The sequence below is a fragment of the Paenibacillus sp. FSL M7-0420 genome (assembly GCF_038002345.1).
GTDB lineage: Bacteria > Bacillota > Bacilli > Paenibacillales > Paenibacillaceae > Paenibacillus_AQ.
The window spans coordinates 4,543,345-4,568,535 of the sequence record NZ_JBBOCJ010000001.1; the positions used below are offsets into that span (position 1 = coordinate 4,543,345).

The 25,191-nt window shown below is 54.2% G+C and carries 22 protein-coding genes, 1 pseudogene and 1 riboswitch; of the genes and pseudogenes, 8 read left to right on the forward strand and 15 right to left on the reverse strand.

Annotation, left to right across the window (positions count from 1 at the left end; all coding sequences use genetic code 11):
- Positions 1-6: 6 nt before the first annotated feature.
- From MKX51_RS19540 to MKX51_RS19550, 3 genes and pseudogenes are all read right to left on the reverse strand, one after another.
- Positions 7-1,536: pseudogene (locus MKX51_RS19540) on the reverse strand (spore germination protein); the annotation flags it as partial.
- A gap of 1,129 nt (positions 1,537-2,665) precedes the next feature.
- Positions 2,666-3,091 (reverse strand): stage V sporulation protein AB, encoded by a 426-nt coding sequence (locus MKX51_RS19545; RefSeq protein WP_339249408.1) that lies wholly within the window; start codon positions 3,089-3,091, stop codon positions 2,666-2,668.
- Positions 3,088-3,753 carry a stage V sporulation protein AA gene (locus MKX51_RS19550; RefSeq protein WP_340939590.1) on the reverse strand — a complete coding sequence of 222 codons (666 nt, stop codon included), beginning with the start codon at positions 3,751-3,753 and terminating at the stop codon, positions 3,088-3,090. The genes MKX51_RS19545 and MKX51_RS19550 overlap by 4 nt, the downstream gene beginning before the upstream one ends.
- 187 nt (positions 3,754-3,940) lie before the next feature.
- On the opposite strand from MKX51_RS19550, the gene MKX51_RS19555 reads away from it, so the two are divergent.
- Positions 3,941-5,098: a hypothetical protein gene (locus tag MKX51_RS19555; RefSeq protein WP_340993519.1), complete on the forward strand. Its 1,158-nt coding sequence runs from the start codon at positions 3,941-3,943 to the stop codon at positions 5,096-5,098.
- A gap of 147 nt (positions 5,099-5,245) precedes the next feature.
- Here the strand turns inward: MKX51_RS19555 and MKX51_RS19560 are convergent, their stop codons facing one another.
- Positions 5,246-6,208: a DMT family transporter gene (locus tag MKX51_RS19560; RefSeq protein ID WP_340993520.1), complete on the reverse strand. Its 963-nt coding sequence runs from the start codon at positions 6,206-6,208 to the stop codon at positions 5,246-5,248.
- Between the two features lie 127 nt (positions 6,209-6,335).
- A riboswitch (FMN riboswitch) is annotated at positions 6,336-6,483 on the reverse strand.
- A 232-nt stretch (positions 6,484-6,715) separates the two neighbouring features.
- On the opposite strand from MKX51_RS19560, the gene MKX51_RS19565 reads away from it, so the two are divergent.
- From MKX51_RS19565 to MKX51_RS19575, 4 genes are all read left to right on the forward strand, one after another.
- Positions 6,716-7,894 carry a PstS family phosphate ABC transporter substrate-binding protein gene (locus tag MKX51_RS19565; protein ID WP_340993521.1) on the forward strand — a complete coding sequence of 393 codons (1,179 nt, stop codon included), beginning with the start codon at positions 6,716-6,718 and terminating at the stop codon, positions 7,892-7,894.
- Positions 7,895-8,129: 235 nt separating this feature from the next.
- Positions 8,130-8,432, forward strand: coding sequence for a transposase (locus MKX51_RS33235; RefSeq protein WP_445321984.1), 303 nt, complete (start codon positions 8,130-8,132; stop codon positions 8,430-8,432).
- Positions 8,354-9,307 carry an IS3 family transposase gene (locus tag MKX51_RS19570; protein WP_445322057.1) on the forward strand — a complete coding sequence of 318 codons (954 nt, stop codon included), beginning with the start codon at positions 8,354-8,356 and terminating at the stop codon, positions 9,305-9,307. Before MKX51_RS33235 ends, MKX51_RS19570 begins: the two co-directional genes overlap by 79 nt.
- A 29-nt stretch (positions 9,308-9,336) precedes the next feature.
- On the forward strand, positions 9,337-9,609 hold the full coding sequence (locus MKX51_RS19575) for a hypothetical protein (protein WP_340993522.1): 273 nt from the start codon (positions 9,337-9,339) through the stop codon (positions 9,607-9,609).
- Between the two features lie 237 nt (positions 9,610-9,846).
- Here the strand turns inward: MKX51_RS19575 and MKX51_RS19580 are convergent, their stop codons facing one another.
- The 5 genes from MKX51_RS19580 to MKX51_RS19600 all read right to left on the reverse strand — a co-directional run bounded on the left by MKX51_RS19580 (position 9,847) and on the right by MKX51_RS19600 (position 14,664).
- Entirely contained in the window at positions 9,847-11,328 is a 1,482-nt protein-coding gene (locus tag MKX51_RS19580) for a carboxylesterase/lipase family protein (protein ID WP_340993523.1), read from the reverse strand.
- A gap of 20 nt (positions 11,329-11,348) precedes the next feature.
- On the reverse strand, positions 11,349-12,506 hold the full coding sequence (locus MKX51_RS19585; protein ID WP_340993524.1) for an AI-2E family transporter: 1,158 nt from the start codon (positions 12,504-12,506) through the stop codon (positions 11,349-11,351).
- 101 nt (positions 12,507-12,607) lie between these two features.
- The gene (locus tag MKX51_RS19590) at positions 12,608-13,339 is read right to left on the reverse strand and encodes an SDR family NAD(P)-dependent oxidoreductase (RefSeq protein ID WP_340993525.1); all 732 of its coding nucleotides are present in this window, start codon (positions 13,337-13,339) and stop codon (positions 12,608-12,610) included.
- A 42-nt stretch (positions 13,340-13,381) separates the two neighbouring features.
- Positions 13,382-14,194 carry a GNAT family N-acetyltransferase gene (locus MKX51_RS19595; RefSeq protein ID WP_340993526.1) on the reverse strand — a complete coding sequence of 271 codons (813 nt, stop codon included), beginning with the start codon at positions 14,192-14,194 and terminating at the stop codon, positions 13,382-13,384.
- A gap of 110 nt (positions 14,195-14,304) precedes the next feature.
- Positions 14,305-14,664: a (2Fe-2S) ferredoxin domain-containing protein gene (locus tag MKX51_RS19600; protein ID WP_340939579.1), complete on the reverse strand. Its 360-nt coding sequence runs from the start codon at positions 14,662-14,664 to the stop codon at positions 14,305-14,307.
- Positions 14,665-14,812: 148 nt separating this feature from the next.
- On the opposite strand from MKX51_RS19600, the gene MKX51_RS19605 reads away from it, so the two are divergent.
- From MKX51_RS19605 to MKX51_RS19615, 3 genes are all read left to right on the forward strand, one after another.
- A complete protein-coding gene (locus MKX51_RS19605) occupies positions 14,813-16,399 on the forward strand; it encodes an AraC family transcriptional regulator (RefSeq protein WP_340993527.1) in 1,587 nt (528 codons plus the stop codon).
- Between the two features lie 102 nt (positions 16,400-16,501).
- A complete protein-coding gene (locus tag MKX51_RS19610; RefSeq protein WP_445322018.1) occupies positions 16,502-17,527 on the forward strand; it encodes an ABC transporter substrate-binding protein in 1,026 nt (341 codons plus the stop codon).
- Positions 17,528-17,670: 143 nt separating this feature from the next.
- The gene (locus MKX51_RS19615) at positions 17,671-17,904 is read left to right on the forward strand and encodes a hypothetical protein (RefSeq protein ID WP_340993528.1); all 234 of its coding nucleotides are present in this window, start codon (positions 17,671-17,673) and stop codon (positions 17,902-17,904) included.
- A 5-nt stretch (positions 17,905-17,909) separates the two neighbouring features.
- On the opposite strand, the gene MKX51_RS19620 is transcribed toward MKX51_RS19615, so the two are convergent.
- The 6 genes from MKX51_RS19620 to MKX51_RS19645 form a co-directional block, all read right to left on the reverse strand.
- Entirely contained in the window at positions 17,910-19,007 is a 1,098-nt protein-coding gene (locus MKX51_RS19620; RefSeq protein WP_340993529.1) for a GerAB/ArcD/ProY family transporter, read from the reverse strand.
- Positions 19,008-19,041: 34 nt separating this feature from the next.
- Positions 19,042-20,247: a Ger(x)C family spore germination protein gene (locus MKX51_RS19625; protein WP_340993530.1), complete on the reverse strand. Its 1,206-nt coding sequence runs from the start codon at positions 20,245-20,247 to the stop codon at positions 19,042-19,044.
- Entirely contained in the window at positions 20,237-21,769 is a 1,533-nt protein-coding gene (locus MKX51_RS19630) for a spore germination protein (protein ID WP_340993531.1), read from the reverse strand. The genes MKX51_RS19625 and MKX51_RS19630 overlap by 11 nt, the downstream gene beginning before the upstream one ends.
- A gap of 184 nt (positions 21,770-21,953) precedes the next feature.
- Positions 21,954-22,994 (reverse strand): NAD(P)/FAD-dependent oxidoreductase, encoded by a 1,041-nt coding sequence (locus MKX51_RS19635; protein ID WP_340939567.1) that lies wholly within the window; start codon positions 22,992-22,994, stop codon positions 21,954-21,956.
- A 27-nt stretch (positions 22,995-23,021) separates the two neighbouring features.
- Positions 23,022-24,056, reverse strand: a complete 1,035-nt coding sequence (locus tag MKX51_RS19640; RefSeq protein ID WP_340993532.1) for a FecCD family ABC transporter permease — start codon at positions 24,054-24,056, stop codon at positions 23,022-23,024.
- 2 nt (positions 24,057-24,058) lie between these two features.
- The gene (locus MKX51_RS19645; protein WP_340939565.1) at positions 24,059-25,117 is read right to left on the reverse strand and encodes a FecCD family ABC transporter permease; all 1,059 of its coding nucleotides are present in this window, start codon (positions 25,115-25,117) and stop codon (positions 24,059-24,061) included.
- Positions 25,118-25,191 lie beyond the last annotated feature (74 nt).

Here is a 25,191-nt window from a genome sequence, read left to right on the forward strand (position 1 = left end):
ATTTTCCTACGACTTGCGCGGGGCATCCTTATTCTCAGGCATCCGGGTGTTATCTCTTGTTTTGTTGAAGGATGGCCTTGTTTTGGAGCTGAGCACCGGCTGGCGCAGGAGGATCTCCGCCATAGCTTTTGCATTAAATGGTATAAACGGCCACATGTAAGGAGAGTTATACGAACGGTGCGTGGTCAGCAGCACCACCAGCAGCGTCGTCCCGATCATGAAGCCGGGGATGCCGTAAGCAGCCACCGCCAGCAGCAGCGCAAGCCGGACAATCCGGTTGGCCAGCCCCAGCTCGTAGCTCGGCGTTGCAAACATCCCGATAGAGGCCACCGCCATATAGAGCACCACTTCATTGACAAAAAGACCGGTCTGCACAGCGATATCACCGACCAGAATAGCGGCGATCAGCCCCATCGCGGAGCCGAGCGGCGTCGGTGTATGCACTGCAGCCATCCGCAGCAGGTCTACCCCCAGCTCAACGATCAGGAACTGGGCAATGAGCGGGAGATTGGCAGATTTTTGCGGACCGATGAAATCAAGCATGCCGGGCTTCAGCTCCGGATGGAGAACCATCAGCATCCACAGCGGAAGCAGGAACATCGATGCAAAGATCCCGATGAAGCGGACCCAGCGGAGATAAGTCCCCATAAAAGGCGTCTGGCGGTTCTCTTCCGCATGCTGGCACAGATCAAAGAACGTCGTCGGCAGCACCATGACACTCGGGGAAGTATCGACAAACACAACCACCCGGCCCTCCAGCAGATGGGAAGCGACGATATCCGGCCGTTCCGAATAACGGACCAGCGGATAAGGGTTCCAGCCGCCGCCGACAATCGCTTCCTCCAGCTGCTTGTCCGCCAGGGGAATGCCGTCGAGATTGACGCTTTTCAGCTTGTCCGTAACGGCCTGCACCTGGGTCTTATCCACGATATCATCGATGTAAGCTAAGCAGACATCTGTCCGGGTCCGCCGTCCAATCTGATGCATCTCCAGCTTCAGCCCAGGGTCGCGGATACGTCTTCTAACCAGAGCCACGTTGCTTAGCAGCGTCTCTGTGAAGCCGTCCCGCGATCCGCGGACCACCCGCTCAATCGAAGGCTCATCCGGGCTGCGGGAAGGATACGAACGGGTATCCATGATAATAACCTGCGATTCCCCTTCAATGAAGATCGCGCTCATGCCGGCTAACACTTTGTTGATGCTCTCGCTGAACAGCTCGCCCTTCTCCACCTGGACATGGGGAATATATTCACTCATGAAGCTGGCGAGGACATCTGTCGATACATTTTCGGGGGTCAGATACGTCAGGCGCTTCAGAATTTCATCGATAATCGTATCCTTGGCGAAGCCGCTGATGCATAGCAGCGCAGCGCTTTTCCCGCCGAAGGACATTTCCCTGAACACAATATCGAAGGAGGAGCCCAGCCCAAGTACCTCGGTCAGTGTATTTTTCGCATCCGCCAGGGATTGCGGGATCTTGTCGTTGCCTTGCCAATAGGTAATCGACTGCTCCAGGGAGTCAGAGCGTTCATTGTCCCTTTTTTGCTGCATAGGGTCCTTAGGCTTGCCTGCAGAATCCGCTCCCTTACCGGCTTTGGCCTTCTTAGGGGCGGACTGCTTGGGCGCAGACTTCTGCGATTGCTGAGGCTGACCGTCCTCCTGACCTTCCTCCTGATCCTCAGGCTCTTCATCATCTCCAAATAATCTGGCAAAAAAGCCTTTATGGCTCTTATCCTCACTTTGTTCGCCCAGTTCGTCCGAAGCTTCCATATCCTGTGACTGGCCTCTGCCGTCTTCATGGGCTCCCTGTCCCGCGCCGGAATCCGCAGCTGAATTATCCGTTCCTGAATGATCTGTCCCTGCCTGTGCAGCTCCGGTCTGCCCGGGTGTACCCGTACCTTCGGAATCTTCTGATTCCGGGCCTGCAAAACCGGCGGAGGCAGAATCCCCGGCAAAATGTGTTCCCTGCTGCGAATCGTCTGCTGCCTGGTCTCCCGCACCGGATTCCGCAGCTGCTTCCTCCGGCTGACCAGACTTGCCCAGTTCATCAGCAGCTTCCATCTCCTGAATCGGTCCATCCATATTGCCGGAGCCGTCCCCGTCCTGCTCCTCCGGCCCGGCATCGTCGCCGAACAGACTGCTGAAGAACCCTTTGATCCCTCCGCCGGACGATTCCTGATCGTCTCCGTTCTCGGATGCGGGATCATCCCCTGGACTGGCCTCATCATCTGTAGCCGCAGCATCTTTCCCGCCGACAGCCCCGCCATCTCCAGATGCAGCGTCCTTACCTCCGCTATCCTCACCTTCTCCAGTTGCAGCGTCCTTACCTCCGCTATCCTCACCTTCTCCAGATGCCGCACTCTGACCGCCACCAGCTTCTCCAAGATTCGCCGCCTGGGCTACTTCATTTCCGTCCCCGCCACTATCTGACGGAGCAGCATCCAAGCCCGATGGGCTCTCCTGCCCGCCCTCAATCGGGCGCGTCACCGCCCCCAGCTCCGCCGACGCCTCCAGCTCCTGACCCTTGCCGCTCTGGGACGCAGCCGGTTGCTCTTCCTGCTCCGGTGCCTTTTTCTCCGGCGATTTCTGCTGCGCAGAACGGTCTTTCTTTTTATCCGTCTCTACCCGATCACCGCTGTGAATATACTTCACTCCCTAGCCCCCTTTACTGTTGATAGACAAACCAGTCGAACAATGACCCTGCCACCTTGCCGCATACCATCGCCATCAAGAGACCAAGCAACAGATGGGTCATATGCAGACGTTTGGCCAGGATCGGCAGGACATTCAGCACCTCGGTCAGAGCCGCCGCCAGCATGCCGATGAATATGCCGTTGAACAGGCCGACCCCCAGCTCGATCAGCGGGCCCGCCGCCATTTTCCAGTTCCAGAAGTCACTTACCGTTCCCAATAGGGAACCGCCGACCATCGCTCCCTCATACCAGTGAACCTTGTCATAGGAGGAGGTAAGCTGCGCCAGCCGGGGGATGATGTCCAGCACTACGAATAATGCAATCACTCCTCCGCCCACCGCGATTCCCCCGGCAATCCCGAGCAGCAGATGAAGTCCGAGCGACAGCGGTGCGGTCATGCGCCCCCCTCCCGTCTGCCGGGTGCTTCGTCACTGCGGCGTTTCATTTTGCGGTACTCCTCGTTGATTACATATTGATCGATATTCTTCTGATACAGGAACATTTCTACCTCAAGGGGAGTCGGCTCCTCGTTCCATTTCTTTTTGAACAAATGATTGAAAAAAATCACCATCCCAAGTCCGATGCCCAGCGAATAGGCAATCTGAAACAGATAAGGATGCTCGTCCCTGCGTCCCGTCAGCATCTCCACAATCCGGATCTGTACCTCCAGCATGCTGACATCGGCATGGAAATTCATAATCGTCAGCGCCGAGCCGAAGAACAGCAGCAGCCAGACCAGAACGAACAGGGCTATAGAAGGTTTAGCAGCCGTAGCCGGACCTTCAATCTGTACAATGGTGCGGCCTTCGCCAATCGGCTGAATCTCCGCATCGGGATACACATCCTGAATCCGGGGAATGACGGTCAGCAGATCAATCAGAATCAGATTGCCGTCACTCTCCTTCGGCTGAAGCACAAGCAGTGTATACAGCGGCTCCCGCCACTGCGGATCAGTGATCAGATAAGCGACATCGCGCAGCAGCACCCCCTTGCCCTTGGGCACCGTCACCCGGTTCTTAAGCTGGATATATATGGATGTAGCCGGAGAATCAGTGTTCATCTGCGGGCCTCCTTAAGCTCAGGTGTGATGCGGTCCTACGGCAAGAATAAGGGTAGTATGGGAAAAAAGGCTTATTTTTACTCTTCTCCTCCGCAATTCATCGTGAGTAAGCAGGACCACCGAAACTTTTCCTGCCTCAGGGCCGTCTATAGTTACAGTTATTTACACAGAAGGGATGGAAGGTCATATGAGAAAAGCATTGCACCACTCCTTACGGATGGTTCTCTCTGCATCGATGCTTCTGGCATTCGCTGCGCCGCTCACAGCACATGCAGCCGAGAAGATCGAGGTATACGATTCCTATACCAGCAAGAGCAGTAACGTCCAGCTGTATTCGGTGAGTCAATTGGACGGGAACCAGTTCATCAATGCCGTCATTGCCCGGCAGCCGGATGGGACCTATAGTAAATGGCCGGAGGCTTTTCAGCATTTCCGGAAGAGTGACAGCGGGAACCTGCAATTGACGGGGATGGATGATCCGGAGCAAGCCTATGTCTACGATACGCAGAGCCAGTCCATTATGCGCAAAAGCGAATACACCCTATCCCCTGACGGCCGCTGGGGTGTGCTGGAGCGTTCCCGTTACGAACGTCAGCCGGAGGGCTATGTCGCGAAATTCAACGATCAGTATCTGAGAAGTACCGTAACCGGCAAAGTATCCGTCTATTATTCTATTCAGCAGTATTACAATGCCCGGTGGATCAACCAGCATACGCTGCTTGAGAGCGGATATAATGAGGCTGCCAGGCAGAATGTGATCAGTACGTACGATCCGTCCACTGGGAAGCGGCAGGAGCTGCTGAAAGGGACCTTGAACAACTGGAACTTGACGAAGGGACTGCTGCAATATGTCAAAAACGAGCCCAAACGTCTCCCTTGGATCTATAATCTGAAGGACGGATCGTCACGCCTGGTCAAGGACACCCGCGAGCTTGAAGCCTTGTTCCCTGCTCCTCCATCTTCAAGACCGGAAGTCACATTCCCTAAGGGTATGCTGTTGAAAGAGCTGCCTGTCACGGAAATGCCGATCACCTTAGCCTATGAACACAACCTGAATCTGGACGGAAAAAGTGTGGATGTATCCACAGTATTCACTAAGGGCGGACAAGAGTGGATACCGGTGAAGCCGCTTGCCGCGGCCCTCGGCTGGAAGATCGAAGTCATGAACATTAGCGCAACCGGCGACCCTTCCGCTGCTTATATCTACAAAGTTACAAACGGCAGCAGTCACGCAGTCCTCACCCCTGTGAACAGCTTCAATTCGGCAAGCAGGCTGTATATCGCACCAGCGCAGCTTAAGGAGCTTGGGTACAAGAGCATCAAGGTCACTCCATATGTGAAATAAAATCACTCCAGCGGCGGCAGCCTTCCCCTGCTTCTGCTATAAGGCAAAGAGGATGTTCCCGGACGGCGCGGCCGTGTAGGAACATCCTCTTTGTCTATGCTGCGCTGGGTCCTGGGGTATGTCCCCTCAGACTGCAGCGCTATGAAGTTAATTCTGTTTGGCCGGCTGCAGCTGACCCCGCTGCTGACTGGAGATGAAGAACAGTGCTGTCCAGATCAGCGCGAAGCCGACAATCTGCGGCAGGGTTACAAGCTGCTGATAGACCACCCAGTTAATCAGAATACCGGTCATCGGGAAGCTGAGTTCGGCCAGGGTTGCTACCGAAGCTTTGGTCGTATTCAATCCCTTGTAGTAGAGCAGCATGCTGAGCAGTCCGGGCAGCAGCGCCTGCAGCAGCAGGTTAATGGCAACTGCCGCCGAGCCGCTGACTCCGCCGCTCATCTGCCACGGGGCGCCTTCCATACTTGTAATGACGAACAGCAGCGGAAGCGCCAGAATGAAGCGCAGTGAGGTTACTGTCTCATATTTCATTGAGCCCAGCAGATAACGGCCCATGACTGTAGAGCCGCCCCACAATGCAGCAGCGCCCAGCGCCATCAGGCTTCCTACGCCCATGAAGCTGTTCACATGGCCGAAGGGAATCGTCCAGCCGAAGGTCAGCAGGTACGTCCCGGCCAGCGCAACAATAAGCAGCGGTGCGAAATTGCGCGGCAGGCGTTCTTTTAGAATAACAGCGGCAAGACCAATGGCGAACAAGGGCTGAAGCTTCTGGAGCAGCAGCACGGCATTGAAGTCTCCGCTGGACAGGGCTTTGGTGAACAGAATGGTCGCTACGGCTGAGCCGCCCCACGATACCACGAGCAGCGCTGCGGCCTGGCGCAGACGGACACCCTTCAGCTCTGCGCGATTGCGCCACATTACCGGAGCGGCAACCAGGAAGAGCACAACATGCTCAAGCAGGACAATCTGGGACGAAGTCAGGGATTTCAGCAGGATAATGCGGAACAGCGGGTCAACTCCCCATAAGGCCGCCCCCAGAACCACCAGCCAGAATCCGCTGCGCACCGGTGCGGTACGCACGCCTTGGGATGAAGCAGATACATTACTCATCTTTCATTCTCCTTGTCGATACAAACCCTCGATAGAGACCAAAAACCCCCGTGAGTCCTGAGAACAGGACATACATCGGGGGCGTTATCAATAAAGACATACGGAATAGGCCCGCCTGCCTTTATCTTATGATCCTCTCCCATCCGGACTTTACCGTCGGCTCTGGATTGTCACCAGATCAGTCGCTTCCTCTTGTGATAGAGTAACGAGTCGCGGGCTTAGTTCTCTCGAACATCACCGCCGGTCAGGAATTTCACCTTACCCCGAGAATCTTGTATTCTGTTATTATTTTCACAATCCCAGAATACCTCTGATTCTTCATTTCGTCCAGCTTTTTATGAAAATAATCATTATATTTCATTCAATAATCATCAAAGCAATCATTCTGCCAACCAAATCTGCGTGCCGCATCCAGGTTCTGGTTCGTTTGGCAGAAATGGCGGCTTGCGATACACTATAGTATGAGCATTAATCATACCCAATATAGAGATTTTTTTGGAGGTCATCATGAAAAGAAGCTTTCCGACCAATCTGCTGTATTCCATCTTTGCTCTGGCCGGCATTGCCATTAGCGGCTTTTTTACTTACTTTATTGTCTCTTTTACCGGAGGGATGCTGTTCTATGGCCCACTTGTCCTGGTCGTTGCATCAGGGCTGGCTGTATTCTCCATACTCAGCATCTTCGGCTTGTTCAGCAGGAAGGTACGCCGGATGCTCCTGGCTGCTTTTGCCGGAATCTGTGTGCTGGCAGCCGCAGGCCATGAGATCAGGCAATCGTATGTGAACAGCCTTGCGGAAGTGAGGGAGCCTGAAGTGGACTTGTACCAATATGCCCCCTTTGAGGCGAATACCAAAGTTGCCTCTATTGAGCATAAGGCGTCCTATCAGCTTACGGAGCAACTGCCCCGTTTGGATGGTGCAACCGCGCTCTATCCGCTGTATTCTGCTTTTGCCCAGGCGGTGTATCCGCAAGATACCTATAACTCCAGCATTGAGCTGACCGGAAATGATCTCGTTCTGTGCACCAGCACTTCCGAGGCTTACAGGCGGTTGATCGCCGGAAACGCTGATATTATCTTCGCTGCAGCCCCTTCGCTGGCCCAGACGAAGCAGGCGAAGCTGGCAGGCCGTGAACTGAAGCTCACCCCGATCGGGCGCGAAGCATTCGTCTTCTTCGTCAACAAGCGCAATCCGGTGGACAGCTTAACGATAGAGCAGATTAAGGACATCTATTCCGGCACCGTCACGAACTGGTCGGAGGTTGGCGGCAAGAAGGCGTCTATCCGTGCTTTTCAGCGGGCAGAGAACAGCGGCAGCCAGACCAAGCTGCAAAAAATCATGGAGGACCGCCAGCTGATGGCTCCCCCGAAGGAGAATGTCGCGGATGTGATGAGCGGGATTATCAGCCTAACCGCCAGCTACCGCAACTTCAATAACGCGCTCGGCTTCAGCTTCCTGTTCTACGCCTCACAGATGAATGCCAGCGATGAGATTAAGCTGCTGGCCATCGATCAGGTGCCACCCTCCAAGGAGACCATCCGCAGCGGCGAATACCCGCTCACCGTCGAATTCTACGCCGTAACGGCCGGCAGCACCAACCCGAACATCGAGCCGTTCCTGGACTGGATTCTATCCGCCGAAGGCCAGGAGCTGGTGGAGAAAACCGGGTATACGCCAGTTAAATAAGCAGAGGCACCAGCATCCTTTACGGGGGATGGATGCTGCTGCCTGCGCTTGCCTATTGTAATCGGTTTTTCGATTACATTTGGTCCACGCGCCCCGCGCCTGCCCATTGTAATCGGTTTTTCGATTACATCCGGCCGCACGCCGCTGCGCTTGGTATTATCCCCTTTAAGTAGACACTCGAAAAAACCTCATGTGTTAACATGAGGAAATGAGTGAACTGGGAGGGGATTTTGGTATGGCCAAAAAGGGACAAGTGTTTCAATCGTACACGGAGGCATTCAAGAAAGAGGCTATTCAAGCCTATTTTACAGGAGGGGAGAGCTATAAGGTCGTCTCCGACAGGTTGGGGATTGTGAACTGTACCCAGCTTAAAGTATGGGTAAAGAAATATCGGAATGGGGAGCCACTCCATACACCAAAAGGGGCAACAAGCCCTTTAAAAGGACGTCCACGTTCTACATTTGCCAGTATAGAAGAAGAACGAGATTACTTAAAGGCACAGGTGGACTACTTAAAAAAGCGGTATCCAAATCTGTAAAGGGAGGGAAGCTTGGACTGCATGACAAATACGCCGTAATTGAAGAACTACGTGACCAACATGGCATCACCCGCCTATTAGCCATTGCAGAGGTATCGCGGGCAAATTACTACAAGTGGCGAGGTGCAGAGGTTCGACGAATGGATGCCCATGAGCAAGAGCACGCCATGAAAGAGCATATGGTGGCGATTCACCTGGTTCATCCCTATTTCGGGTACCCTCGAATGCAGGCAGCCCTGCGGGAGGCAGGCTACCTCGTCAACCACAAGAAGGTATGGCGGCTCATGAAAGAGCTATCGATCCAGTCTGTCATTCGCAAGAAAAGGCGTCGTGCGGGCTCTACTCCTTCCGTGGTCTACCCGAACCGATTAAAGCGTAAGTTTCATGCGACAGCACCTCAGCAGAAGCTAGTAACGGACATTACGTATATCTCAGACGGCACCCGTTTTTATTATCTGTCTGCGATTCAGGACCTCTTCAACAATGAAATTGTAGCTTGGCAGATCTCGGAGCGAAACGACGTAAACCTCGTCTTGGATACGGTTGAACAGTGGACACGGAAAAGAGACGTGTCTGAGGCCGTGCTCCATTCGGACCAAGGCTTTCAGTACACGTCTCAGGCGTACAACACACGATTAGAGGCATTCAGCGTCAAGGGCAGCCACTCTCGCAAAGCAACCTGCCTGGATAACGCCTGCATCGAATCCTTCTTTTCGCATCTGAAGACAGAAAAGTTGTACCTTCACCAGTGTAAGTCAGAAGCAGAGATTCATCAAGCCGTTGAGGAGTATATCTACTTTTACAATTACCAACGTTTTCAGGCGAAACTGAAACAGCGCGCGCCGATTGAGTATCGACACGCGCTGGCTGCTTAGCTTTTTTCATCTGTCTACTTGACAGGGGTATGACCAGCTCACCCATTGTAATCGGTTTTTCGATTACATTTGGTCCACACGCCTCGCGCCTGCCCATTGTAATCGGTTTTTCGATTACATTTGGTCCACACGCCTCGCGCCTGCCCATTGTAATCGCTTTTTCGATTACATTTGGTCCACACGCCCCGCGCCTGCCCATTGTAATCGGTTTTTCGATTACATTTGGTCCACACGCCTCGCGCCTGCCCATTGTAATCGCTTTTTCGATTACATTTGGCCCACACGCCCCGCGCCCATTGTAATCGGTTTTTCGATTACATTTGGTCCACGCACCCCGCTGCCTGCCCATTGTAATCGGTTTTTCGATTACATTTGGTCCACACGCCTCGCGCCTGCCCATTGTAATCGGTTTTTCGATTACATTTGGCTCACACGCCCCGCGCCTGCCCATTGTGTCCGGATTTCCACTTACATTCCGGCCCGCACACAGACAGCAGCCCTCCCGGAGGTCCCTCCGGCGAGGGCTGCTGTCTGTAAACTTATCCCTTATAATACTCAAAAATCCGTCTGCGCTTCTCCCCGTCCGGGTCGTTCACCACACGCGAGGACTGGTCAAATATCATCGTTGCCCGCATCTCTGGTGTGTACTGCGGCCAATCCAGTCCCGGCGCTGCCGGATCTCCACCATGGGCGAAGGCTGTCCAGGCGGTCTGCATTGCCTCCGCCACTGCCTCCATGTCCGGCGTCACGTTCAGGCCATACTGCTTCAGCAGCGGGAGATTGTTGAAGACATAGAGAATCTCCGCTCCGTGAATGGCCTTCTCCAGCAGCGGATGCCCGGGCACCGTCCAGTCGAAGCGGTACATCCAGACGGGGGCATGTCCCTGCTGCTTCTCCGCGAACGAAATCGAGCTGGCCCAGAAGAACAGGTCGGTCAGCACCTCCGCCTGTCCTTCCCAGGTATGGCTGTAATCCGAGGTCAGCTCAGAGAGGTCGTCCACTCCCATCAGCTGCTCCAGCGCTTTGAGCGATTGCTCGAAATTATCGGCCTTCTGCCCCTCGCGGAAGAACAGATTGCCTTCGTGCAGATTCGTTCCGATCAGCACAGGAATACCGCTGGCGGCTCCAGCCGCAATGGCCTGTACCGGCTCAACCGGCAGGGTTCCCGGCTCAACGACCGGCTGGAAGAACATATTCATCGAGTCTCCGGACAGCTTGTACGCCATCCGGCCTGCGGCTTCCATAATCTCTCCGGCCGGGAGCTTATGCAACAGCTGTGTACCGCTGCCGGGCTGAAGGCCCAGCTCGGCTAGCAATGCGGCAGCAATCTGCCCGCCCTGCTCCCCGTTCAGCGTCTGCGCCGCCCCGCTCTCCATAATGGCCCGGGCGAACAGTCCCTTCGCCGCAGGCATCGCCAGCAGCGCGGCAATGCTCATGCTTCCTGCCGATTCACCGAAGACCGTGACCCGCGCCGGATCACCGCCGAATGCAGCGATATTCTGCTGAACCCATTCCAGGGCAGCAATCTGATCCAGGAGGCCCAGGTTGCTGCCCAGCCCTCCGCCCAGCGGAGAGAGATGCAGGAACCCGAGCGGACCCAGCCGGTAATTCACGGTAACCACCACGACATTCCCGGAGACAGCCAGATTGCTGCCCTCGAACATCGGCTGGCTGCCTGCGCCGGTAACGAAGGTGCCGCCGTGAATCCACACCATCACCGGCAGCGCCCCGGTCTCCTCCGCTGCCGCCGGGGACCAGACATTCAGATATAGACAATCTTCATCGTAGACCGGGGTGGTACCACCGAACCGCGTCCCGCTGGTGCTGACCGGCTGCAGGCTGACCGGTCCGAACTTGATGGCCTCCCGTACGCCACTCCAGGACTCCGGCGGCTGCGGTGCCCGGAAGCGCAGCTCTCCGAGCGGCGGGGCAGCGAACGGGATGCCGCGCCACACGTTCACGCCGTTTCCCGCTTCTCCCTTCAGTTGCCCATAAGCTGTATTCACCAGTTGTCCTGACATTGCACTCATTCCTTTTCGCTTTATTCCTCAGTCTTTTCTTCAATGACTCTGTAGAGCCCGGAGCGGAAGCGGAACCACTGGAAGATATGGGTCATTACCACTTTAAGCACGGCATAGCCCGGAACCGCCAGTATGATACCGAGTACACCGAACATTTTTCCGGCAAAAATAATCACAAAAATAATCGTAATCGGGTGAATCCTAAGCGATTTCCCCATAATCTGCGGCGAGATGAACTTCCCTTCGATCAGTTGAACTGCGGTCCAGACAATGACCATCTTCAGCAGCATGAACGGTGAGGTAACCATCGCCACGATCAGCGCAGGGGTAATCGCAATGGCCGGCCCCAAATAAGGAACTACAGCCGTACAAGCGGCAACGATCGCCAGAACCAGCGAATACTCCAGCCCGATAATCAGGTACCCGATATAGAGCAATGCTCCGATGCAACAGCTGACAATAATCTGGCCGCGGATATACGATGCGATCTGATTGTTCATCTCCTGCATAACCATCCGGGACTGCGGCCGCAGTGCGGTAGGGATGAGTCTCATGAGATAGTCGGGCAATCTTTTGCCGTCGCGCAGGAGATAAAAGAGAATGAAGGGTGTAGTCACTACAGCCAGAACAATTTCGGTCAGGGTTCCAACGAAGCTGCCTACGCCGCTGACAGCATTATTCAGGAAGGTTGTGGCCCAGGTCGTCACCTTGCTGGTGATATCACTAAGGTCCGTGCCTACGCTCGACTGAATCTTATTGAACAGTTCACTGCCGGTAAGCTGGAGGAATTCCTCCTGGATCTGCTCACTGTAGACGGGGAAGTTGTCAATCAGGCCCATAAGCTGGGTGCGGATAATCGGGATGACCATAAGCAGAACCAGGGTAATGATCCCCATAATGATCAGATACAGAATGACAATGCCATACGCCCGCTTCACCCGGCTTCTCTTCTCCAGACGGTCCACCAGCGGATTCAACAGATAATAGGCGATCCCGGAGAGCAGCAGCGGCGCTGCCACCGTATGCAGAAGCACAGACAGCGGCTTGAACACAAACGGAATCTTTGAGAATACGAGTATCGTTAAGCCCACCAGCAGCGCAATCAGCAGACCCACCACAAACTTGTTGTTCAGAAAAAACTTTTTGAATTTATCCGGCCATACCTGCCGTTTATCCATATCCTGCCGCCCCCTAGCTGCAACTCTTACCTGTTAAGTGTGATTATTTGCACTATGTATAAGCATAGTAACCCTGTGGCTGCAAGTCAAATCAGGGACAATCAACGCAAATAGCAGCCATTGTTAATATCAAAGGTGGCTCCTGTATAAGCTCTGGCTCTGCTGCTCAGCATAAAAATCACCGTATCGGCCACATCCTCCGCCAGCAGCGGTTCAGGATTTAACTGGTGTTCCCGGTATTCCTGCTGCCTCCAGGCGGGGATATGTCCCATCATCGGGGTGTCCGCCATGGTCGGAGCCACTGCATTCACGCGGATCAAAGGGGCAAAATTCATTGCGCAGCTCTTGGTCAAGCCAAGAATAGCAGCCTTCGTTAGACCGTATACTGCATCGGAGCTGCCTTCCTGGCCGGAGACTGATGACATGTTGACGATGACGCCCTTTTGCTTCTGCTCCAGCAGCATGCGTCCGAAGGCCTGGGAGAAGTAGACATACCCTTTGATATTGATATCCATCACCCGGTTGATCTCCTCCGGTGTATACTCCAGCAGGCTGCGGCCCAGATAGATCCCTGCATTGTTGACCAGCCCGCTCACATCGGCATGCTCTTGCTGAATGGCTGAGAAGAAGTGCTCCACCCCGCTGTAATCGGCGACATCCAGCCGGTAAGTGTAGAGCTTATCCGAAGCGGCTTCGTGCTTCAACTCCTCCAGACGGGGACCATCCAGGTCACAACCAATGACTTCAGCTCCCGCCTCCAGACTATGTCTGACAATGGCCTTACCAATACCTGAAGCAGCACCGGTCACTATTATTTTCATTCCTTGCAGCATCCTTTGACATTCCTCCCTGTAATAGACTTAATAATTACAACCTTACTGAAAGCGCAAATCAACAATGCTTCCGGTCCGCTTGAAGCCCACCGACTGATAGACCTTATTGGAATCGGGATTCGCCGCATCGGCGTAGAGCATGGGCGTCACGCCCTGTGTGCTGAGCAGCTCGGCACACAGGGCAGCTACAGCCGCACTCGCATACCCGTGCTTGCGGAACTCACGCGGAGTGAACACTTCATTAATCCGCGCTTGCCTGGCAGACTGATGGGCCAGATTAACCATGGACACCGGCTGTTCCCGGTCGATCCATAGACGGAGCTTGCCCGAATCCGTAACCGCCGCGGCATAGTCCAGATGATCCTCCGCTGCACTCTCCGTACCGAAGCAATCCTGCACGAATCCGGCTAAGTACCCGGCGATGAGCGGAATATCACCTGGCCCCGCCTGCTGCAGCTTGCCGCTGACACCATACGGCAGCTGCACCTCCGGGCAGTGATAAGCTTCCATCATCATCCGTACGTAGTGAGACTTACCGGTAAGTTCGCTGTACGCATCGGCGAACAGCTTCCCCGTCTCCGGCGTTCCGTTAACCCCCGGCAATTCGCGGTCCTCCAGCATTTCTGCCAGCTCCCGGACAAGGGAACGGCGCCTCTCTTCAGCCAGCTCTGGTGATAACCACAACCACGAGTTACGCCCGGCGGCATGGGCGAAGATCAGATCATTCTCCTCTGTCCTGATCCGCAGTGCTTCCTCGTTCTCGACAATCAAATGAATGAGATTATATTCTACCTCTTCCTGCATGAACTGCCCTGTGTGCAGCACATCATCCCCCGGCCCGAAGCTTACAAACATCCCGCTTCCCCCTCTTAGACTTTTCTATCTATTGTAAAGCCCTCTTTGGAAAAAATAAACAGCCCTTAGCCGGAGAATTCCAGCGGCGGGCTGCACTGATCACTATATTATCATTTCTTCTTCTTACCTTTGGCACCCTTGGGAGTAGCGGCCTTGAAGCCTTCTTCATACGTATAGAGCAGATTCTCTTCGAGCTGTTCTCCCTTCAGCACCTTGCGCACCAGGCTTTTGGCAGATTTAGGGGTGATATCCCTGTACCATACGCCTTCCGGGTAAGAGATCACGACACATGCATCCGAGCATCTTCCGTTGCAGCGGGTTACTGTTGTATGTATCAGCGCATCTGCCCCTTGCTTCGTAATCTCATCCTCAATCGCTTCCGCTACCTCTTCACCCTTATGCTTCTTGCAGTCACTTCCGTTACAGATCAGCAAATGGCTGACCGTTCCTTGCAGATTCCAGGTTGTCATGGCCTTCTTCGCCCCCTCTAATACAACTATACCCTGCTTGTCTCTGACCCTAAACTTTACCTTCCGATTCGAGGATCGTCAATAGCAGGAAAGACTGTTATACTATTACTGAGAATGATTATCATCTAAGAAAAGAGTGACTCGAAACATGCAGACGCGAAATGCCGGCAGTTCATTGCCTACTCCTCATAGCTTTTATATTCCGGTACATGTTACGGCACTGGATCAAGCCTCCTTTAACCGGGAAAATCCCATTTCCCCCTTCACCTCATTCCTGGTAGTTGTCACCGGCGGAAGCGGAGTCATCGAGCGAAATGGAGAACGTATCCGTCTATCCGGCGGTCATACCTTGTGCAGTGACAGTCCGGTGGATATCAGGCTGCCCCGCAACCATAAGCTGCAGGGTGTGTGGATCGAATATGCGGTGATCTCCGGCAACAGCCGGCCCTTCAGCCCGCTGAACCATGATCTGCCGGTCCGAAGCTGCCCTCCCCAGGTAAGCACGCTTGCTGTGCAGCTTCTTAGCAGCTGGAACCAGCCGGAGCAGCGCACGCCATTTGCCTTACAAGCTCTGTTCACTGACCTGCTCACTGAGCTGCATAATAGTGCTGCCGAGTACAAAGAACCGCAGGCTCATTGGATTGACCGTGTACTACATCATATAGAGTCTAATTATAATGAAGATTTGACGAGAGAACAGGCTGCCGGACTTGCCGGAGTGACCCCGGAGCATTTCTCCCGTGCCTTCCGCAGATTCACCGGGCAGACCTTCAATCAATATATAACGCTGCTGCGCATCCGTAAGGCCCAGCAGCGTATCCTTACAGGAGCCCCGAATCTGAGTACGCTGGCGCTTGAGGTTGGTTATAGCGAAGGAACCTATTTGAGCCGCAAATTCAAGCAGGTTGTAGGGATTTCGCCTTCAGCCTATCACCGTAAGAGCAAATCCGTAGTCTCGCTGAACTTCAATCATACGGCCAGCCTCCATGCGCTCGAAGTCGTTCCCCGGCTGGGAGTCTATTCGTCCTGGATGGAGAACATGCAGCCCGTTCCCTCCAGGAAGCTGCTGGATGAAGGAATCGGCTCCGCAGGTCTATACGAACGTCTATCGTCAGCCCGGCCGGATGTCATTATCAGCTACTCCTTGCCTGACAAGAGCAAGCAGCTCCTGTCCGTCGCACCGGTGATTGAGATTCCCTTCATGCAAATGGACTGGCGGGAGCAATTCCGGCTGATTGCCGAGGTGACCGGACGTCAGCCTCAGGCAGAGGCCTGGTTAAGCCTCTATGACTGGCATTGCTACCAGGCTAATCAGCTGCTGGACCGGCGGATCGGTGACCGTGGAACCGCCATGGTCCTGGAGCTTGGCGCAGAGACGGCCTACTGCTTCAGCAGCAGCTACGGGCGCGGGACACAGATTCTGTATCATGATCTTGGCTTCCGCCCGCCGCTTGGCCTCGTTGCCGAGGGACTGCTGGATAAGGGCTATCTGGAGATTGCCTTCCATAACATCGCCCGCTACCCCGCTGACCATATCTTCATTACCTCTAGTAGGGAGGCTGCTGAAGCGCTGGAGCCGCTGCAGAGCTTTCTTCACCCTGTACAGCAATATCATATCGATGACTCTCCAGGCGGAAGAATCTATTACCTGAATCAGCCTGGCATGTTCTACGGGTTCGACCCGCTCTCCTCCGAGGCTCAGCTGAAGGTCCTAGTGCAGGCGCTGACATCATAAATTTACATGGCCGGACATCACATTCAGCCATAGTCTAATCATAGCAAACTCTGTAAAGTGTTATTGAGAATGATAATCGTTCTACATTAAGGAGGCTGCATCTTGAAAATCCCGTATTTACGTTCTCGCCGCATTCACCCGAAAGCTTGGATGGTCCTGTCTTTGCTTCTGGCATTGACTCTTATCGTCTCAGCTTGTGGAAACAACTCTTCTAATAGCAGCAATGGTGCTGCTTCAGCTAAGGCTACCGGAACACCCGCTTCCTCCGCTCAGCCAGAGAAGGCTGCTGCAACCGCAGCTCCCGCCTTCCATACTGTGACAACTGTGAATGGAGATATTGAGGTGCCGGCAGCACCGAAGCGGATTGTTGCCGAGGAATATCTGGGCAGCTTGATTGCCCTGGATACGATACCGGTCGGTGCGCCCGGGCTTACCCTGGAGAATATGTACTTCAAAGAATTCCTCACAGGAGTCGCAGATACCGGCACATACGGTAAAATGTCACCGGAGAATATCATCGCGCTGAATCCCGACTTGATTATCTCCGGCAATGCAGACAGCTATGCGGCGCTCAGTCAGATTGCCCCAACGGTCATTGTGCCATATGGCGATTTGAAGAATGCGCATGAAGAACTGACCTATTTCGGTAAGCTGCTGGGCAAGGAGCAGGAAGCGGCAGCCTGGCTGGCTGATTACGATAAGCGTATTGCTGACGCCAAGGCCCGTGTGGATGCAGCCATTCCTGCCGGGGCCACCTTCAGTATTCTAGAGCATGCAGACAAGTCCACCTGGGTCTATGGGGATAACTTCGGACGCGGAGGACAGCCTATTTATCAGTCGCTGGGGCGCAAGCCGCCGGCTGGAGTGGCTGCTGAAATTATGGAGAAGCAATGGGCAGAATTATCCGCTGAGACCCTGGGTAAATATGCGGGTGATTATCTGGTCATCACTGACAATGCATGGACTGCTCAAGACTTCCAGGCAGACCCGATCTGGGGCAGTCTGCCGGCAGTCAAGAACGGGAAGATCTACGTATGGAAAGAAGAGCGCTCCTGGTACTATGATCCGATTGCCGTTCTGGCCCAGACGGAGGAGCTGGCCGATTGGCTGACCGGGGCACAACAATAATGGAGTCATGAATAAGCTGCCCGGAGCCTTCAATGGCTTCCGGCAGCTTTTCGCGTTTACCCTATCCATTACTCGGAGATAATAGCTGTAGCCCGCCGCGCCGGAACCGGCAAAATTATTCTTGCGGTGCACAAGGAGACCCCATGAAGATTATAAGTATCTATGTCCTGTTAGCTGTTCTTACGCTTATGTTAATAGTCATCATTGATGTGATGTCCGGCATCAGCCTGCGTGCATCCATTCATTCGCTCTCGACCATCTTTGCTACAACCACCCTACAGGAAGCCATCTGTATCACAATCTTCCTGCTTCTCCCGTTCGTTCAGGTAGCCGTTCATGCTTCTAAGAAGCGTCAATCCCGCCGGAAACCGTCTTAATTCTTCTAACGGTACAATCCGAACTTGCGCCGGACAAGATGAATGAGCAACAGCAGGATGGGAATCACCGCACAGAATACCAGCAGAAGCGTCTGCAGAAAAGTCTTCCCGTCATTCATATGCTCCGGATAATTCTGCGCGCTGACAAAAGAGCTGAACAGCATAATCACGCCTGCCGGAATAACCAGCCTGCTTGTATCGTTTACCTTGAACAGATCGTTGGCAATCGCAACAGCAGCATAACAGTAGACGGTCAGCTTAAAGAACGCCCCGATAATCAGTGTAAGCATAACCAGGGCATCCAGCCGTTGAATGAAATTGGCCATATTCACAAGGGTAATGGTCGTAAACATGGGAAAGGCGGTACGGCTGTACAGGTTCTCGCCAAGCACAGACATTTCGATTGCATGTGTGAAGCTGAGCAGACAGGCGCTGACAATGATGGCTGCGATTCCGGTTTTCTTAATTTTCCGGGATTTGTTGAAGTGGGGCAGAATGGTAGTGAAGCACATCATTTCGCCGAACGGAAAGATCAGGATGTTGGGATAGGCTGATTTCAAGGCTTGCTTGTAATCATTCATATGAAGCGGAAACAGATTCTTATACTCCACCAGCCCGGCTGAGATTACAGCAATAATACAAATGCACCCCATAATGATCACGATCCACAGGACAATCTCGGCAGTCCTCGCGAACACTTCTATCCCTTTGCTCAGGATATACATCACGGCAATAATCATGATGGAATTAATGATCAGAATCGGGGTTTTGTCATAGGAGGCCGAGATCAGCAGATCACCCGCTTCCCGCAGATTTCTTGAACCGTTATAGAGAAGCACCGGCAGGAACAGCAGACTTACCGGCCAGCCCAGCCATGGCCCGAGGATAGAACGCGTATACCCGCTTATGATCTGGTTCGGGAATTGGAGGCAGAGATGTGCGAACACCAGATACAGCAGAATACCCCCGGGAAGGGCAATCAGAATGGCGAGCCAGACTGCATGTCCGCTCTCCAGGCCAATAGGTACAAGCACGGCGGTTCCCAGCTCAAACAGAATGATCAATGCAAGCAGCTGGCTCGGGCCGATCACTTCTTTTTTCATAACATCAATCACCTGATTTCTGCGGTTAAGCCAATTATTTACCTTCGGGGATATAAGGTTTCAGACTCATGCCTGTACTGCGGATGTAGGCCTTGATCTTGAGGTCCAGCTTGCCTTGCGCGAAGATCCGGCCCCAGTCCCCGTCCAGCGCCGCCCATTCCTGCGGATTCGTCCGCTTCAGCTCATTGCCGAAATTGAAAATATCGCTCTCCAGCTCTTGTCCCTTATGAAAAGCCTGCATCACTTCAATCCTCGTCTTCTTCTCCAGCTCTTGCTCAAGCTTCATAATTTCTTCCCGCTTGCTGAGATCCACGAAACTGTCCGTTTCATTGACGCTCCCCTCCTCGGCAATCGTCACATGAAAGACGGGAAGGCCGTCTTCCATCGTGGTCTTCACCTCTGTTCTGGAATAAATGATATTGACGGCAATGGATTCTTTTTTATCATCTGAATCAATATCCAGCACTGTTTCTTCTATCTGGTTAAGCAGCCACTCGGTTCCCCGTGCTTCTGAGTCCTTCATCCAATAGAGCAGCTTTCCCTGCCTGAAGACCCCGAGTCCGCTCATTATCGTCTCCGTCAGGGTCTCCGACCCCTCCAGATTGCTTTTCTTCTTCCCTTCCTCAGCGTCTCCCTTAATCTTCACCGCATTGATTGTCAGATCCCCTTCTCCTGTAATGCCATGAATGACATCAAATACGCTAATGGGCCGGTTCTCTCCCCAGACGCTGGAGGTATTCTGCGCTTTTTTGACCAGCCCCAGAGCAGGCAAACTCTCTACAGGGGTCAGGAGCTTCAAGACAGCGGCGGCATCGCTGCCGCGGGCAACCAGTATTTCTGAATTGAGCCGCAGCTCATGGGACCGCTCGAAGATATCGAAGATATCGTTAATCCCATCCCGCGCCAGGGACTCTCCAAGTACAATAAGCTGCGTATGGGCAAAAAAAAGCTGGCGGGTCACATGCTTCGACGCCCGCCGCAGCGCACCGAACATCGTTTTGTCGGTGGCCGATACCACCACTACAGCAGGCTTGCCGCTTCCGGGAGAGGTACTTGTAGATGTTGAAGACGGATTAACCAGCTGAAAGGTGACCCGGTATTCATCGGTCTCCGGAACGAGATCCATCCCGATGCCGCTTACGACGGCCAGCTCATTCAATTCCCGGCTGTTCCAGCAGCCGCCCAGCGGCAGGACCAGCACTGCTATGGCGATCAGGCGCAGCAGCCTCTTACCGTTCATCCCGTTTCCTCCCGGTGTCCCCTTTCCCTGCAGGAGAGGCTGAAGAGCGGCTGCTGTTGTTCACCAGCCGCTTTCTGAGCTTCGTGAAGCTCTGGGGGGAGCGGATGAAGGTATCCTTCAGATTCCCCGGAACAAAGGGGCCTATAGGAGTCATGTACGGAACACCGAGCGAGCGCAGGCTGCACAGATGGGCAATCAGCATAATAGTAAATATAGCGATGCCATACAGCCCCATAAATGCGGCAATCGCCATGATGATAAACCGCAGCATGCGGATGGAGAGCGCCATGTTGAAGGCAGGCGTAGCAAAGCTGGATATTCCTGTGAGCGAGACCACGATGACCATCGCCGGCGAGACGATCCCTGCCTGAACCGCTGCTGTCCCCAGCACCAGACCGCCGATGATGGATACGGTCTGGCCGATCGGCGAAGGCATACGTACCCCTGCTTCCCGGATAATCTCGAAGGTAACCTCCATCAGGACCGCTTCTACAAAGGCAGGGAACGGCACCCCCTCCCGCTGTGAAGCCAGATTGATCAGCAGCGGGGTCGGAATCATCTCCTGATGGAAGTTCAGCGCAGCGACGAAGATCGCCGGACCATACATCGAAATGACCAGGCACACAAAGCGGAGCATCCGGATCAGCGAGGAGATATCATACCGCTGATAATAATCCTCGACCGTATGAAAGAACATGAAGAAGGTAGTTGGGGCAATCAGCACAAACGGAGTACCGTCCACGAAGATGGCAATCCGTCCATCGAGCAGATTGCCCGCCACACTATCCGGGCGCTCTGTATTGAACATCGTGGGGAACGGGGAATATTTATTGTCCTCCACGATCTGCTCAATATATCCCGACTCCAGAATCATATCGACCTTAATCTCCTTAAGCTTATCCTTAAAGGCCTGAATCGTCTCTTTGTCGGCAATGCCGCGGATATACATAATCGTGATATCGGTGTGGGTCACATCGCCCAGCTTCATTGTTTCGGTCCAGAGGTCCGGGTTCTTGATGATTTTGCGGACCAGGGCAATATTCGTGCTGATGGTCTCGGTGAAGCTTTCTTTGGAGCCGCGGATGGCGACCTGGGTGCCCGCCTCAGAAACCGCCCGGGACTCCCCGCCGCAGGTGCTTCCACTGATGCCTCCCCCCACTCCGTTCACCAGAATAACCGTATCGCCCGAGAGCAACGCCTCCAGCAGTCCGTTAATATCTGTAACCAGCTTCTCCTTGCCAATACTAAGGGCATTCTCTTTAATATAGCTGTAGACTTCCTCCGGGGTTACCGCAAGCCGCGCACGGTCATTCAGAGCTTGAAAGGACATCACATGCGAGATGTAGTCATCGACCATCACTCTGTCGGTAATGCCGGCGATATATATTGCAGCCACACGGGCTGTTCTATTAATTAATTCATAAGTACGTATAACCAGATCGGGACTGTTCCCGAGCCTTGCTTGAATAGTACTGATGTTGTCTTCCAGCTTAGGGGAGACCGGCGAATTTATATTCTCCATATCCGCACCTCCTGGCTCTTACTATTCGCCTGCTATCCTTTTTTTATACAGCATATGGAATGTGTAAAAGCTGAAACAAGCTGCCCCCGGTACGGAATAATCCGTGTAAGGGACAGCTTGTGCAGATAGAGCTTATGGTATAGCGCCGGTACACCGGCTGGTATCTCAGAGCGGGGGGAAGATGTTAATGATTATCTACTACGCCAAGCGCCTTGTTCTTCTCCTTGAACCGGTCATTATGGGAGGAGACGTAGGCCACCTTCTCAGCGGTAGGGTCCATGTACAGCTTCGCGCTGTTCAGGGCAAGCACCGCGTCGGTGAATGTTCCGGCAATCAGCCGTACCTTGCTCTCATGATCCACGAAATCTCCGGCAGCGAAGATACCCGGCAGATTGGTCTCCAGCTTCCCGCTGACGTTCGCACACCATTCTCCCATATCCAGCCCCCAGTCCTTGAGCGGGCCGAAGTCGCTTCTCAGCCCGTGGTTGACAATGACGGCATCGACCTCAAGCTGCTCATGCTCCCCGGTCTGTATATGGCAGACGGTCACCTGATCGATCAGCTCTCCGTCGCTGCTGTGCAGCTGGCTTACCGCACAAGGCACACGCACATCAACCGAGGAGGCCTTCATCCGGGCAATATTCTTCTCATGCCCGCCGAACTGCTCCCGGCGGTGCACCACGGTTACGCTGGCGGCAATCCCCTCCAGCTCATTCGCCCAGTCCACTGCGGAATCGCCGCCGCCCGAGATCAGCACCCGTTTGCCGCGGAAGGGCTCCAGCTCCTGTACCGTGTAGTGCAGGTTCGTCACCTCATAGCGGTCCGCGCCTTCAATCTCCAGCTTCGCCATCTGCAGAATGCCGTATCCGATGGTAAGTATGACCGTACGGGTCCAGTGCTGCTCGCCTGTGGCTGAGGTCAGGATATACGTTCCGTCCTCCTGGCGGGCCTGGTGAACAATCTGCTGTCCGAATACAAGGGTAGGATCGAAGGTGCGCGCCTGCTCTGCCAGCTGATCAATTAACTGGCGGCAGAGAATAGGTGTTACTCCTCCGACATCCCAGATCATCTTCTCAGGATAGATCAGCATTCTGCCGCCCAGCTCATCCTTCGCTTCAATCAGCTTGGTCTTCAGATCCCTCATTCCGCTATAGAACGCTGTATACATGCCTGCGGGGCCGCCGCCAATAATCGTCACATCGTATAATTCCATTGATTCGTTCATTGATATCCCTCCAAGGTCTGGTTGTATTTAAGATTTGGTACGGGCCAGAAGATACAGAAAGTATGGAGCACCGATGACAGCTACCACAATACCGGTAGGAATCTCGGACGGCTGCAGAATCCGCCGTCCGATCGTATCCGCCGCAATGACAAGCAGCGCGCCGATCAGCGCGGAGGCGGGCAGCATCAGCTGATGCTTCGGTCCAACCAGCCGCCGCGCCAGATGCGGGCCGACCAGCCCGACGAAGCCGATGCCTCCGCTGACCGCTACGCTGGAAGCCGCAAGCCCGACCGCTGCTGCCAGCAGACGGAACTGCTCTCTGTTCACATTAGCACCGAGTCCTGTCGCTGTCTGCTCACCCAGATTAAGGACATTCATCACCCGTGCCTTGTAGATGACATAAGGCAGGAGAATCACGATCCATGGCAGCAGGGATAAGACAAACTTCCAGCTGGTGCCCCAGATGCTGCCCGCCAGCCAGGTGGCAACGAACTGATACTTGTCCGGGTCGAGGCGAAGCGTCAGCACGATCATCGCCGCGCTCATGCCTGCCGCCACTGCGACCCCGGTAAGCAGCAGCCGGATCGGCGAAATGCCCTGATGCCGCTTGTAGGCGAGGCTATAGATCAGAGCAGCAGTACAGGCCGCCCCGGCAAAGGCCACCACAGGCAACAGATAGACCGGTGCCGCCGAGGTCGTCGGATAGAAAGAGATCAGCAGCATAACCATCAGTCCGGCCCCGGCATTAATGCCGAGAATTCCCGGATCGGCCAGATCATTGCGGAAGACCCCCTGCATCACTGCGCCGGATACGGCAAGTGCGGTACCAATTAACAGAGAAATGACAATCCGCGGCAGGCGGAACTGGAACAGAATCAGCTCCTGCTTCTCCGTCCCCTTGCCGACCAGCGTATCCAACAGCTCAAGCGGAGTAAGTCTTATGTATCCTGTATTCACACTTATAAGGAACATCATCACAATCAGAACGGCCAGCACGCCGATCACCCTCAGGCCATACTTACGCCTTGCATCTTCTGAAGAAATTATCTTATGGCTCTGCATCTTTACAGCTCCCTTCTTTCTTTTCGGGCCAGATACAGGAAGAACGGTACCCCAATCAAGGCTATAATCGCACCCACCGGCGTTTCATGCGGCGGATTGATCATCCGGGCAGTCAGATCGCCCCCGACCACCAGCAGCGCACCCAGCACCGCAGAGCAGGGAATAATCCAGCGGTAATCCACACCCACCAGATAGCGCGTCAGATGGGGGATGATCAGGCCGACGAACCCGACAGCTCCCACTACAGCTACCGAGGCTCCGGCCAGAATCAGGACAATTAGCGTACCGGCCAATTTCACCAATCCTGTGCGCTGCCCAAGCCCCTTGGCAATATCCTCACCCAGGCTGAGCATCGTAATCGAACGGGACAGCACGATGGCTCCCAGGATAGCCGCTATCACCCATGGGGACATGATCTGCAGCTGGAACCATTTCGTTCCTGCCAGACCACCGGCATACCAGAAGGCAAGATCTTGTCCGATGCGGAAATAAAGGGCGATGCCTTCGCTTAGCGCAGAGAGCAGCGCACTGAGGGCAGCACCTGCCAATACGAGCCTGGCCGGGGTTAGTCCGCCCTTCGCCAGCGAGCCTACACCGTAGACAATTCCCGCTCCGGCTCCGGCGCCAACGAAGGAATAGAGTATGAGATACATGAACGGCAATCCCGGAAAAAATGCAAAGCAGACAGCCAGCGCAAAGCCTGCTCCAGAGTTAATGCCCATCAGTCCCGAATCCGCCAGCGGATTACGGGTCATCCCTTGCATAATAGCCCCTGCCACAGCGAGGCCGGCTCCCACCATTACGCCGCCCAGCACACGCGGCAGCCTAAGCTCGCGGATGATCTGATGCTCGGTAATATCGGGATTGAAATGAAAGACTGCGGTCCATACGACCGACAGCTTAATATCTGCGGCCCCGAACGATACGGAAATAGCGATACCCAGCGCCAGCGCAATCAAACCGCCAATAAGAATTAATGTTGCCGCCCAGGGACGGGACCGCAGCTTCAGCGGCTTGGCCTTCTCATCCAGCCCGCTCCCGGACACTGCCTGTTGATTCATGAATGTCACCTGTTTCTTTGAAATTGATTCTCATTATCATTATCAATATTGTAAAGGAACAGGTCAAGGTTTGG